Below are 11,905 nucleotides of genomic sequence, written 5' to 3' on the forward strand. Positions count from 1 at the left end.
GCGGTCCCCGCTACCCAATTCAGAAAAGCCGATGCCTGCGGGTGTCGGTTTTTTGCATTGGCATTGGTAGCTCGTCGGGCTCAGCCTGCCCCATTGCCCATGACCGGCTCGGCGAAGCCCACTCGGCCGATGCCAGGCAACTTCAGCGCCGGATACGTCAGGTCGATGCCCAGGGTCAGGCCCAGCAGGTTGAGCTCGATGCCTTCCTCGAGTGCGACAACCCATCCGAAAACGCCTCCCAGCGAGAGTTGATAGCCGCTGCCGCTCGGTGCCTTGGCGAGAACGCCCTCCGGCAGATAGTCCTTGCCCACCGCAATGGCAGGCAAGTGTACCCGCAGCTCGGGTACCCGCCTGACGACCCAGGCAACGAAGGTATTGCTGTTTGGCCCTGGCCACACGTCGTACTCCATCGCCCCGGGGTAATCGGCGACCGCGGCGATGATGCCGGGGATCATGCGGGCGGCCATCTCGCCTCGGTAATCCGCAAGCAGCCAGGGCGCGCTTCCGTACCAGGCCCGATCCGGCGATTGGCGATGGGTGGTAGTCGTAGAACGATACCAGCGGGTCACTTCATGCACCTGATAGTAGGGTGCGTTGGCCACCTTGGTGGCGATCCAGGTATGCACGGCGAAGGCACCGCGCCAGTTGAAGGCGCGCGCGGCATAGACCTGCACCACGGCATCGCGAACCCGGTCGGGGTGGGGTGCCAGCCTCGTGGGAGAGCGATCCGCCGTCGCCCAGTGGCTATCGAGGTCGACCCTAGGGCTGGTCAGCATGAGCATCGGACCGGCCAGCAATAATGTCAGCGCCGTTCCGGCGGCCACGAGCGCACGCCGCCACCCTCTGCTCCACATCATCGCGGTCTTCTTTCCATGCCGGCCTTAATCCACCCGTGGTCGTCTTGTTTCTGGCATGCATGATGAGGACTGCATACCCTTGAATCCTTCCCGAAGCGTCCGCAACTACTAGATGATCATCACCTTCAACAAGGCCAAGCGCTATGCCGATCGTCGATCCCCGTACCGGAAACCCGCTCAACACCGCCGAGAATGCCTCCCAGTCGAGCACATCTCAGGCCGACCCTTCGACCTATATCGTCGATGTCGACATGTCGAACTTCCAGCAGGTGGTGCTGGAAGGCTCCGTCAACACGCCGGTGCTGCTCGACTGCTGGGCGCCCTGGTGCGAGCCGTGCAAGACACTGACCCCGATCCTGGAGAAACTCGCCCAGGAGTATGCCGGGGCCTTCGTGCTGGCCAAGCTCAACATCGAGGAGCATCAGCAGATCGCGGCCCAGCTGGGCATCCGTTCGGTGCCCGACGTCAAGCTGATCAGCCAGGGGCAACTGTACGATCAGTTCCAGGGCGCGCTGCCGGAAAGGCAGATTCGCGAATGGCTGTCCCAGTACATCGAGGCGCCGCAGGAAGCGCCGCCCAGCCCCGAGGAGCAGGCCGAGGCCGCCCTTGCCGCCGGTGACGCGGCCAGCGCCCAGGCCATCTACCAGCAGCTGGCCCAGGAGTATCCGGAACACTACGACTACCAGATCGGCCTGGCCAGCGCGATCCTCGCCGCAGGCAATGCCACCGAGGCCCGCACCCTTCTCGACAACCTGCCGCCGGAGCACCGCGACGCTGCCAAGGCTCGCGGCGTGCGGGCGCGCCTCGAGTTCGGCGAGGAAGCGCCCGATCAGCAGGAGCTGGCCGCGCTGGAGGGGCGCGACGACAGCGAGGCTTGCTACAAGCGCGCCCTGCGCCAGGTCGCCGATGGGCATTACGAGGCCGGCCTGGAAGGCCTGCTCCATGTCATGAAGACGGATCGCGCTTATGGGGAGGATGCCGCACGCCGGACCCTGTTGCGGGTCTTCGATGCCTTGGGCGCGGATCATCCGCTGACCGTGGCCTATCGGCGCAGGCTGTTTGCCCTGCTCTACTGAGGGCTCGCCCAGGCACCTATTGCAGTGATTCCTTAGGCCAACAGGCCGTCGAGGCGCTGCAACGCGTCCTCCAGCTGGGCCGTCGGCGTGCCGAAGTTCAGCCGGACGAAACCCGGCCAGCCGAAGTCCACGCCATCGGAAAGCGCAACCCGGGCCCGCTCGAGCAGAGCGCCCTGGGACGACTCGCCAAGCCCGGTCTGGCGCATGTCCAGCCAGGCCAGGTAGGTGGATTCCGGCGCGCACCAGGAAACGCCGGGCCAGCGTGCAACATGGTCATCGAGCGCTTGCCGATTGATGCGCAGCACCTCGAGCAACGCCTGGCGCCAGGACTCCCCCTGGGCATAGGCGGTTTCGGCGGCCAGCAGGCCCAGCACGTTGAGATCCGGCATCAGACCGCTCATCGCCTGCTGGAATCGACGGCGGAGGGCGGCATCGGGGATGATGGCGCAGGCGCTGGTTAGCCCGGCCAGATTGAAGGTCTTGGAAGGCGCCCATAGCGTGATCACGCGCCGGGCCAGCTCGGGAAAGCTGGCCGCCAGCGGGCGGTGCGTCTGACCATCGAGAATCAGGTCGCAGTGCAGCTCGTCGGAGACGATCAGCAGGTCGTGACGTTCGGCGAGTTCGGCCAGGAGAGCGAGTTCCTCGTGCTGCCAGACGCGACCGGTGGGATTGTGCGGATGGCACCACAACAGCAGGCGGGTGCGCGGCGTGATCGCCGCCTCCAGGGCGTCACGATCGAGGCGCCAGGGTTCGCCCGAGGAGGCCGGCTCGGCCAGTTGGGCGGTCTGGGGCAATCTCCCGGTACGCTCGGCCACCTTGAGAAAGGGAGGATAGATGGGCGTGACGGTCAGCACGCCATCGCCGGGTTCGGTCAGCGCCAGGCTGGCAAGATGCAACGCCGGCACCACCCCGGGCAACCAGAGCTGCCATTCCGGGTCGATGTCCCAGCCGTAGTGGTGGTGGCTCCATCGGCACAGCGTGGTGCGCAGGCTGTCGGGGAGTCGGCCGTAACCGAAGACGCCATGCGCCACCCGGGCCTGCAAGGCCTCGGTGACGGCGGGAGGCGAGACGAAATCCATGTCGGCGACCCAAAGCGGTAGCACGTCCTCGGCGTAGCGCTGCCACTTCTGCGACGGGTACTGGCGACGATCGATGGACGTGGCAAAATCGAAGGGCATGACGCCTCCTTGTCCTATTCTCTACCCGGAAGATCGAACATGCCTGAAAGCGCCTTCTATGCCAAGGCCATGCAAGGTACCTCGCGACTGGTCGGCCACTGGCTGCTGCTGGGCCAGGCCACGCCCGACCGGCTGGCGATGATTCTTGCCGATACGGCACGCCTGGCCAGGCTGGGCGAGCCGGAAGAGACCCCCTCCGGGGCAACCCTCGAAGGGTGGAGCCGTGGCCGCCATCCGCCGTTATGGGCTGCCCGCACGGCCTTGTTCCTGCTGGTGCAGATGCCTTCCCGGCCCGTCCCTCGCGACGAGTTCGAGGCCTGTGCCTGGGCCTATTGCTGGCTGCGCAATCGCCGCTTCGGTGATGTCAGCGAAGCCCGGGACGCCCTGCCCGGGCATCTGCACGAAACGCTGGCGACTGTGCTGGAGCAGGCCTGGCTGGACAAACAAACCCAACGTCTCATATAGCAGAAACTCATACACTAGTACCCTGCAAGCTGTTTGCTATGAATCAAAGGGATTTGCCGTGGACGTGCCGCTGGCCTTTCAGATTGCCAAGTTGCTGATTTCGGTGGGTGTCGTGCTCGGCCTGTCGATGATCGCCGAACGTGTCAGCACCCGGGTCGCGGGGCTGCTCTCGGGCTACCCGCTGGGCACCGCCATCGCGCTGTTCTTCATCGGCCTGGAACTATCCCCCGAATTTGCCGCCGAGAGCGCAGTGCACACCCTGGCCGGTTTCACCTCGACCCTGGCCCTCGGTGGCGGCTACCTGCTGTGCGGCCGGCAGGATGGTGTGAGGGGAGTGCTGACGGGCACGGCGGGGGGGCTTGCGTGCTGGCTGGCAGTCAGTGCCCTGCTGGCCCAGGTCGACTTCAATCGTCTGAGCGGCACCCTGACCACCCTGACGGCCATTGCCCTGTTCACCTGGCTTTATCGCCACGTGGTGGATACCCGGGCCACGGCGCGGGGCGGTTTTTCCTGGTGGGCGCTGGCCTTTCGTTCGGCGCTTGCCGCAGCGATCATCTTCCTGATCACCGGACTTGCCCATGTCCTGCCCAGTGCCTGGGCCGGAATACTCGCGGCCTTCCCGGTCACCATGTACCCCTTCCTGGTCATCCTGCACCTGACCCACGGCGCCGCGCCGGTTGCCACGGTGATCAAGCACTACCCGGCGGGGCTGGGGTCGCTGCTCTGGTATGCACTGTGCGTGTCGCTGACCTACGCGACCCTGGGTCCTGCCCTGGGCACGCTGTTGGGTTTCGTCGTCGCCACCCTGTGGTTGTTGCTGTGGATGCGTCTTCAGGTCTGGTGGCAAGCCCGCCGCTCCGTCGTTCGCACCTGACCATGCGCCGGGTGTAGCACCGCTCTCTTTACAAAGGATATCTCCATGTTCACTCGCCGGATAGAACCCGCCTTCTACGATACCGATGCCCTGGGTCACATCAACAACACCCGACTCCCCGCCTGGTTCGAGTGGGCGCGCAACGATGTGTTTCGACTGTTCACCCCGGACCTGGACCCACGCAAGTGGACGCTGATCATGGCCCGCATGGAAGTCGAGTATCGTGCCGAACTCTTCTATGGCGAGGATATCGAATTGCGTACCTGGCTCTCGCGCCTGGGAAACAGCTCCTTCACCGTGACCCAGGAAGCCTGGCAGAACGGACGCCCGGGGGCACGAGGCAACACCGTGCTGGTCTACTACGATCATGCCACCAAAACCGCCACCCCCCTGCCGCCGGCGATCCGCCATGAACTGGAGAAACATCTTCAGCAAGACGCCGAGGGCGGTGCATGACACCGGCCATCCGCCTGCTGCAGTACAGTGGCAGCCGCTTCGAGCTGCTTGAATACACGCACGATGCGAAGGCGCCCGCCTATGGCGAGGAAGCGGCACGGGAGTTGGGGCTGTCACCAAAGGTCGTCTTCAAGACCCTGGTGGCCAGCCTCGACGACCGGCGCCTGGCCGTGGCCCTGGTGCCGGTGTCGCATAACCTCGATCTCAAGGCCTTGGCCAGGGCCGCTGGCGCCAAGAAGGCGACCCTCGCCGATGCAGCGCTGGCCGAACGCGCCACCGGCTACGTGGTGGGCGGCATCAGCCCCCTGGGCCAGAAGCAGCACCTGGCAACATTCATCGATGCCAGCGCCGAGCGGCTCGAGCGCCTGTACGTAAGCGCGGGGCGGCGCGGCCTGGAAATCGCCCTCTCCCCGCTCGAATTGCAGCGCCTCACCCAAGCCGACTTTGCAGCGTTGGCGAGAAAGTGAGCCCTTGCGCCGAATAGCTGTCACACTGAACATATCCATTGTTTCTACCTGGAGCCTGTCATGGCCATTCGCTACGATCTTTGGCTCGATCCCGAGGATGTCGAGCGCCACCGTGCCGTCGAGGCCGATCTGGAACGCTACTTCATCGAGCGTTTTGCCGACTATCCGCACATTCGCTTGTTCGGCGACGATCCCTACGATTATGATGCGCCGTTCAACCGCCTCTACGATGCCCTGATCCTGCGTGCCAACGACTACTGCGAGCGTACCTGGGGCTATGTGCCGACGCCTGTGCAGCTCAACAAGGCATTCTTCCGTGGCGTGGCGCGCTCGAACAAATTCCTGCGAGACCCCGACGACGACCATGGTGATCCGAACCGAACACCTTCCCACTGACGATCAACTCGCCATCATTGCCGAGCAACTCGGCCGCACACCTCGCGGTATTCAGGCTCTCGCCGCCACCGATGGCGAAGGCACGCCGCTGGTACTGCGTATGGCGTCCATCATCGACGACAAGCCCTTCCCGACGCTCTACTGGCTCAGCTCCGACCGACTCAAGGTAGCGCTTTCGCACATCGAGGCCAGTGGCGAGATCAAGCGTCTCGAGGCGCGCCTGCAGGAAGACCCCGACTTTCTTGCCGCCTACCACCGCAGCCATGAGGAGTATGTCGCCCAGCGCTGGCAATACATGTCCCTGCAACACCGCGATCAGGCCGAGCAACTGGGGTACGTGGAGCTGTTTCATCGGCGTGGCATCGGCGGCATCAGCAACTGGGACCAGGTGCGTTGCCTGCACACCCAATATGCCCACCACCTGTGTGGCGACAACGTCATCGGTCAATGGCTGGACGCCGAATATGGCGTCATCGACTGCCTGCCTTGACCCTCCATCTTCCGAAACAGGAAACGGTATGCCGAGAATCTGTGTCTATCTGGGATCACGTGAGGGCCACGATCCTCGCTTTCGCGAGGCAGCTGTCGAATTGGGGCGGCGCATCGCCGAGCGCGGATACGGGCTGGTCTACGGGGGGGCCCACGTTGGCCTGATGGGGGCCGTGGCCAATGCTGCCCTGGAGGCCGGCGGCGAAGTCATCGGGGTGATGCCCTATCATCTGGTCGATCGCGAAATGGCTCATGCCGGGCTGAGCCGACTGATCCATGTCGACAGCATGCATGAGCGCAAGGCGGTGATGGCCAAGCATGCCGACGCCTTTATCGCCCTGCCCGGGGGCATCGGTACACTGGAAGAGCTGTTCGAGGTGTGGACCTGGCAATACCTGGGGCTGCATGACAAGCCGGTCGGAGTGCTCGATGTAGCAGGCTTCTATCGGCCCTTGCTGAGCTTTCTGGACGATGCCACGAACGCCGGTTTCCTGAACACGGCCACCCGGGCCAAACTTCGGCACGCCGACACCCCCGACAGCTTGCTGGACATCCTCGAACCCCAGTTGCAGCCTGCTTGACTGCCTAGCATATTCAGGAGAATGCCATGCATGCCATCACCCTCCACGATCAGGTAGCGAGTTGGCAGGAACATCCGGCTCCAGGACCGCTGGAAGCCAGTGAAGTGCGCATCCATGTCGCCTGGGCAGGCGTGAACCGTGCCGACCTGATGCAACGCGCCGGGGGCTATCCGCCACCGCCCGGCGCCTCCGAGATCCTCGGTCTGGAAGTCAGTGGAACGGTGATCGAGACCGGCCCGGGGGTGGCTCGTCTGGAATCGGGTCAGAAGGTGTGTGCCTTGCTCGCCGGCGGTGGTTATGCCGAAGAGGTGGTGGTGCATCAGGCCCAGGTATTGCCGTTGCCCGCGGGCTATGGACTTCGCGAGGCCGCCACCCTTCCCGAGACATTCGCTACCGCCTGGCTCAACCTGTTCATGGAGGGTGGTCTGAACCATGTCGAGGGCGGGGCCGAGCGTGTGTTGCTGCACGCGGGTGCCAGCGGGGTCGGCACGACCGCCATTCAATTGTGCCGTACGTTCGGTCACCCTTGCTTTGTCACCGTCGGCAGCGAGGCCAAATTGGAGCAATGCCTGGAGCTGGGGGCGGAGACCGGCTGGAACCGCCATCACGGCAGCTTCGTCGAGGCAGTAAAGGCCTGGGGTGGTGCCGACTTGATCCTCGACCCGGTAGGTGGGAGTTACCTGGCCGACAATCAGCAGGTACTCAACGCCGACGGTCGCCTGGTAGTGATCGGCCTGATGGGAGGGCGCCACGCCGAGCTGGACCTGGGACGAATGTTGATGAAACGGCAACGCCTGATCGGCTCGACCCTGCGCAGCAAGTCGCCCCATGCCAAGGGAGTGATTCTCGAGGAGTTGCAACAGCACGTCTGGCCACGTCTTGCGCGAGGAGAGCTGCGCCCGCTGATCGATCGCGACTACCCCATTCAGCGAGCGGAAGAGGCCATGGCCTATCTGGAGAGCAACGCGAGCATCGGCAAGGTCCTGCTGTCGGTAGCCGGCGGCGACTGAATCGCATCGGTGCCCGTCGCTATCTGCTCGTCCTCAGGGTGCGCAGATAGATCAGCTGCAAGAGGCGGGCGTCATCGCCGGCGCGATGGCGCTGGATTCCGCGCTCTTGAATCAATGCCTCCTTGGCATCCTCCCATCGGGCCAACTGGGCTTCATTGAGCAGGCGACGTAGGGCTTCGAGGCGAAAGCTCGGCAACATCCCGGCGTGGTGAAACAACAGGGAAAGCCAGGTGTTGTCGTACCCCCAGCTGTCGCTATAGGCGATGCCGGGCACGCTGAGTTCATCGTTGAGCCAGCGCGCCACCTCGATGACCGGGTGCCCTTCACGCTGCAAGCGATTTCGGGAAAGGCCATGCAACAGCTCTGCCTTGGGGTCCCAATGGGTCCATTCCGGCAAAGGTTGAACCAGAAAGGCGCAGGTACTGCCATCCGCCCTGGCCAGACCGACTTCGATAGGGTAGCTACCCCGGCCAAAACCGGACGCTTCGATGTCGAGCAGTATGGGCAGCGTCACGTCATCACTTTCCTATGTTCGAACGAGTCAGGTAGTTGATACGGGAACAGCCTACCCAAGAGGATATCCGGATTGACGCACGAATACCCCTACAACACTACAGGGGGAAATCTGATCGATGCGAGTATTGATTCGTCAGTGGAACTCGCGAGGGGGGGCATCGTCGGCGATGTCCCGGTCGGCCAGCCTCTGCCAGTGGGCAGAGCGCTGAGCGTCCACGGACAAGCCCAATTCGCCCAGACGATAGGCACGGGCCAGGCGTTCGGCGGCCATGGGGTGGCCTGACTCTCCTGCTCGGGCATACCAGGTGACCGCCCGGTCGTCCCGGCGAGGGTACTGGGCACAGCCGAATTCGTAGATGCGCGCGGCCTGGTACTGGGCGTGAGTGTCACCGTTCTGTGCCGCCTGCAGCACATAGAGAGCACCTTTTGCCTTGTCCTGAGGCGTTACACCTCGATGAAACAGCACGTGACCGTAAACCGACAACGCATCAACATGCCCTGCCTCGGCACAGCGCTGAAACAGACGCATGGTCAAGCGTTGGGTACGCGGTGAATGCGGTAACCAGCGCGTGTGGAAGAGCTGTTCTGCCAGCCGAAACTCCAGCCGGGTGAACAAGGAAGATGCCCGCGTCATGACAAAGAACCTTAAATCCAATTTGTCCTGAGTGACAATGTCGAATTCGGCTCGTCCTGAGCCCCATCTCCTTACTACCGACCTCCCGGCAGCCGCCGGATCATCGGTGGGCAAGCATACGCCTCCCGCAAGACGGACTCAACCCGCGCCGTTCATGCCTTTGTTAAACTGAGGTGAAGACGCTCCCGCCCTGATGCTGCACTGCAATATTTCTACCAGTTCAACCCGACCTCTGTCCACACAAAGAAGACAAGCTCCCGGAGAAGGGCCTGGTTGATATACTCTCGTCTGTACGATCGATACCTCAGGAGACTCCCGTGCTAAGCGTCATCTCACCAGCCAAGACGCTGGACTTCGAAACTCCACCCTCCACTGACCACTACACACAACCCGACCACCTGGAACAGAGCCAGGAGCTGGTGGGCCTCCTGCGCGACTATTCACCGCAGCAACTCGCCGAGCTGATGGGCATCAGCGACAAGCTGGCCGGACTCAATGCCGCACGCTACGCAGAATGGGGCCCTCCCTTTGACCTAAGTAACGCCAAGCAGGCCTCACAAGCCTTCCAGGGCGATGTCTATACGGGACTCGAAGCCTCGACCTTCAGCGCCGAGGACAACGCCTCCGCCCAGGACCACCTGCGTATCCTCTCGGGCCTCTATGGACTGCTGCGTCCACTCGACCTGATTCAACCCTATCGCCTGGAGATGGGCACCCGGTTGCCCAATACTGCCGGCAAGGATCTCTATGCCTTCTGGAAGCAGCGCTTGACGCGCGATCTGAATACCGCCATCGCCCAGAGCGGTTCCCCGGTACTCGTCAATCTGGCTTCCAACGAATACATCAAGGCGATCGACACCGGGCAGCTGTCGGCGAGAGTCATGACACCGGTGTTCAAGGATGCCAAGAAGGGTAAATACAAGATCATCAGCTTCTATGCCAAGAAAGCCCGCGGCCTGATGTGTGCCTGGCTGATCCGTCATCGCATCGATGCACCCGAGAAGATCAAGGAGTTCGACATGGCCGGCTACCGCTTCAATCCTGCCATGTCGGAAGGTGATACCCTGGTATTCACGCGGGACGAGTCGTAATCGATAGAGAATACGAACCCGGAATTAAACGCTAGAATGAGCATCCCCCTTCCTGAACGCCTCATCCTGTGGAGAAACATCATGCGCAACCTTCTCGTCATGTTGCTGGTCGGCCTGCTGGGCTTCGGCCTTGCGGTCGACCATGCCGAAGCCAAGCGACTTGGTGGCGGCAAGAGCTTCGGCTCTTACTCGCGTTCCGCGAATACGCCTTCCAGCACACCCAGCAGAACTGCCAGCACTCCTCAGCGCCAACCCTCGAAGGGCTTGTCCCGCTTTGCCGGCCCCTTTGCCGGCCTGCTCGCCGGTGGATTGCTGGCTTCCCTGTTCTTCGGCGGCGCCTTTGATGAGCTGCGCATATTCGACATACTGCTGATCGTCGGAGCCATCTGGCTGGCTTTCCGTCTCTTCGGGCGCCGGCGCACCATATCGCCTGCCATGGGCCCCCGTGATGACTTCGCAGGCCAGGCGCAGCCGGAGGCCGGGCAGCAGACGTTCACGACTTCAGGGGTTCGCGGCACGTCTGCAGAGCCGGCCTGGTTCGACAAGGAGCGTTTCCTTGGAAGTGCGAAAGAGCATTTCATGACCCTCCAACGCGCCTGGGACAACAATGACTTCAGCAGCATCCAGGAATACGTGACACCCGCGCTGTACAATCAGTTACGCGAAGAGCGCGCCCACCAACCCGCAAACAATCGCACCGACATCGTGCGCCTCTTTGCCGAACTAGGCCAAGTCCAGGAATACGATCGGCAGGCCGAAGCGACCGTGCTCTTTCACGGCATCATCGATGAAAACGGTGAGCAAAACGAGTTCAATGAAACCTGGCATCTGGTTCGTGACTTGCGTGATGGAGCGCCTTGGTACATTCAGGGCATCGAGCAGAACCCAGGCACCTGACACCATCCGAAACATACCCATCAAAAAGCCGGGCAATCGCCCGGCTTTCTTGATGGAACTTAACGAACTTTCGCCTGAGCACCGATAACGTGCGGTACCGAACTCAGTTTTGGGCGTCTTCGGCAGAATCCTGGATCTCTTCACCCATCTCTTCCACACTGTCACCTGCTTCTTCCGCGGCTTCATCGATGTTCTCGCCTGCTTCTTCCGCAGGGCCTTGGTCATCGCAAGCCGCGACGCCTCCCATTAACAACACCATCAACAGGGCCAGTCCTACCTTGCGCAACATACTGTTTTGCATCTCTACCTCCTTGAGAAAATATCGCCTGATGGGGCTACGATACCCCGCCTTTGCAGTGAAGACCAATCTTTACTCACGAGTTGTTTCAATAACAAACGTTTACGCAACCAAAGAGGAGTGACATTGGAAACCCTGCCCCCTGTCGACCGCCCACGAAAAACCCCCGACCTCGGGGAGATCGGGGGTTTGGGGAAGATGCCTGACGAGGACTCGGCCGGCGCTCCGGGACTCTCGCCTGGGAGGCCCCGGGCCTGACCTTGCCTCGGTCGGCGAAATAGATGCCTGACGATGACCTACTCTCGCATGGGGAGGCCCCACACTACCATCGGCGCTGAGCGGTTTCACTGCTGAGTTCGGCATGGGGTCAGGTGGGACCCGCTCGCTATGGTCGTCAGGCGTAATCGGTAACAACCTGAATCTCGCTGACAATGCCCGAGGCGCTTTCGGTGGCCTCGGTGATACGACTCTCGTCTCCGGTATGCGCGCGTCGCGCGGGCCTGCTCACTGTCCGGCAGACCCCTTGGGTGTTATATGGTCAAGCCTCACGGACCATTAGTACGGGTTAGCTCAACACCTTGCGGTGCGTCCACATCCCGCCTATCAACCTCGTCGTCTTC

16 protein-coding genes and 2 rRNA genes are annotated in these 11,905 nt (G+C 62.6%); 11 read left to right on the plus strand and 7 right to left on the minus strand.

Annotation, left to right across the window (positions count from 1 at the left end; genetic code table 11):
- Window positions 1-80: 80 nt before the first annotated feature.
- Window positions 81-857 (minus strand): DUF3750 domain-containing protein, encoded by a 777-nt coding sequence (locus BUA41_RS17305; protein WP_072825182.1) that lies wholly within the window; start codon window positions 855-857, stop codon window positions 81-83.
- 143 nt (window positions 858-1,000) lie between these two features.
- Here BUA41_RS17305 and BUA41_RS17310 point away from each other — a divergent pair, with 143 nt between their 5' ends.
- Window positions 1,001-1,933: a thioredoxin family protein gene (locus tag BUA41_RS17310; RefSeq protein ID WP_072825184.1), complete on the plus strand. Its 933-nt coding sequence runs from the start codon at window positions 1,001-1,003 to the stop codon at window positions 1,931-1,933.
- Window positions 1,934-1,965: 32 nt separating this feature from the next.
- Here the strand turns inward: BUA41_RS17310 and BUA41_RS17315 are convergent, their stop codons facing one another.
- On the minus strand, window positions 1,966-3,111 hold the full coding sequence (locus BUA41_RS17315) for a MalY/PatB family protein (protein ID WP_072825186.1): 1,146 nt from the start codon (window positions 3,109-3,111) through the stop codon (window positions 1,966-1,968).
- Window positions 3,112-3,150: 39 nt separating this feature from the next.
- On the opposite strand from BUA41_RS17315, the gene BUA41_RS17320 reads away from it, so the two are divergent.
- The 8 genes from BUA41_RS17320 to BUA41_RS17355 are packed head-to-tail and all read left to right on the plus strand — an operon-like array spanning window position 3,151 to window position 7,849.
- Window positions 3,151-3,576, plus strand: coding sequence for a hypothetical protein (locus tag BUA41_RS17320; RefSeq protein WP_072825188.1), 426 nt, complete (start codon window positions 3,151-3,153; stop codon window positions 3,574-3,576).
- A gap of 58 nt (window positions 3,577-3,634) precedes the next feature.
- Window positions 3,635-4,450 (plus strand): hypothetical protein, encoded by an 816-nt coding sequence (locus BUA41_RS17325; RefSeq protein ID WP_072825190.1) that lies wholly within the window; start codon window positions 3,635-3,637, stop codon window positions 4,448-4,450.
- Between the two features lie 45 nt (window positions 4,451-4,495).
- Window positions 4,496-4,906 carry an acyl-CoA thioesterase gene (locus BUA41_RS17330; RefSeq protein WP_072825192.1) on the plus strand — a complete coding sequence of 137 codons (411 nt, stop codon included), beginning with the start codon at window positions 4,496-4,498 and terminating at the stop codon, window positions 4,904-4,906.
- Window positions 4,903-5,373 carry a Cys-tRNA(Pro) deacylase gene (ybaK, locus tag BUA41_RS17335; RefSeq protein WP_072825194.1) on the plus strand — a complete coding sequence of 157 codons (471 nt, stop codon included), beginning with the start codon at window positions 4,903-4,905 and terminating at the stop codon, window positions 5,371-5,373. Before BUA41_RS17330 ends, ybaK begins: the two co-directional genes overlap by 4 nt.
- Window positions 5,374-5,433: 60 nt before the next feature.
- Window positions 5,434-5,769 carry a hypothetical protein gene (locus BUA41_RS17340; RefSeq protein ID WP_072825196.1) on the plus strand — a complete coding sequence of 112 codons (336 nt, stop codon included), beginning with the start codon at window positions 5,434-5,436 and terminating at the stop codon, window positions 5,767-5,769.
- Window positions 5,738-6,259 carry a DUF501 domain-containing protein gene (locus BUA41_RS17345; RefSeq protein WP_072825198.1) on the plus strand — a complete coding sequence of 174 codons (522 nt, stop codon included), beginning with the start codon at window positions 5,738-5,740 and terminating at the stop codon, window positions 6,257-6,259. Before BUA41_RS17340 ends, BUA41_RS17345 begins: the two co-directional genes overlap by 32 nt.
- A 28-nt stretch (window positions 6,260-6,287) precedes the next feature.
- Window positions 6,288-6,839, plus strand: a complete 552-nt coding sequence (locus tag BUA41_RS17350) for an LOG family protein (RefSeq protein ID WP_072825200.1) — start codon at window positions 6,288-6,290, stop codon at window positions 6,837-6,839.
- A gap of 26 nt (window positions 6,840-6,865) precedes the next feature.
- Entirely contained in the window at window positions 6,866-7,849 is a 984-nt protein-coding gene (locus BUA41_RS17355) for an NAD(P)H-quinone oxidoreductase (RefSeq protein WP_072825203.1), read from the plus strand.
- A 19-nt stretch (window positions 7,850-7,868) separates the two neighbouring features.
- Here BUA41_RS17355 and BUA41_RS17360 read toward each other — a convergent pair whose 3' ends face one another.
- Entirely contained in the window at window positions 7,869-8,363 is a 495-nt protein-coding gene (locus tag BUA41_RS17360) for a hypothetical protein (RefSeq protein ID WP_072825205.1), read from the minus strand.
- A gap of 135 nt (window positions 8,364-8,498) precedes the next feature.
- Window positions 8,499-8,999: a tetratricopeptide repeat protein gene (locus BUA41_RS17365; RefSeq protein WP_072825206.1), complete on the minus strand. Its 501-nt coding sequence runs from the start codon at window positions 8,997-8,999 to the stop codon at window positions 8,499-8,501.
- A 317-nt stretch (window positions 9,000-9,316) separates the two neighbouring features.
- Between BUA41_RS17365 and yaaA the strand changes: the two genes are divergently transcribed.
- Entirely contained in the window at window positions 9,317-10,090 is a 774-nt protein-coding gene (gene yaaA, locus BUA41_RS17370; RefSeq protein ID WP_072825208.1) for a peroxide stress protein YaaA, read from the plus strand.
- Between the two features lie 81 nt (window positions 10,091-10,171).
- The gene (locus BUA41_RS17375; protein WP_072825210.1) at window positions 10,172-10,987 is read left to right on the plus strand and encodes a Tim44 domain-containing protein; all 816 of its coding nucleotides are present in this window, start codon (window positions 10,172-10,174) and stop codon (window positions 10,985-10,987) included.
- 103 nt (window positions 10,988-11,090) lie between these two features.
- Here the strand turns inward: BUA41_RS17375 and BUA41_RS17380 are convergent, their stop codons facing one another.
- The 3 genes from BUA41_RS17380 to BUA41_RS17390 form a co-directional block, all read right to left on the minus strand.
- Window positions 11,091-11,288, minus strand: coding sequence for a hypothetical protein (locus tag BUA41_RS17380; RefSeq protein ID WP_072825212.1), 198 nt, complete (start codon window positions 11,286-11,288; stop codon window positions 11,091-11,093).
- A 280-nt stretch (window positions 11,289-11,568) separates the two neighbouring features.
- Window positions 11,569-11,684 (minus strand): 5S ribosomal RNA (gene rrf, locus BUA41_RS17385).
- 135 nt (window positions 11,685-11,819) lie between these two features.
- Window positions 11,820-11,905: ribosomal RNA gene (locus BUA41_RS17390) — 23S ribosomal RNA — on the minus strand; the annotation flags it as partial.

Origin of the sequence: Modicisalibacter ilicicola DSM 19980 (assembly GCF_900128925.1) — a bacterium.
Taxonomy (GTDB): Bacteria; Pseudomonadota; Gammaproteobacteria; order Pseudomonadales; family Halomonadaceae; genus Modicisalibacter; species Modicisalibacter ilicicola.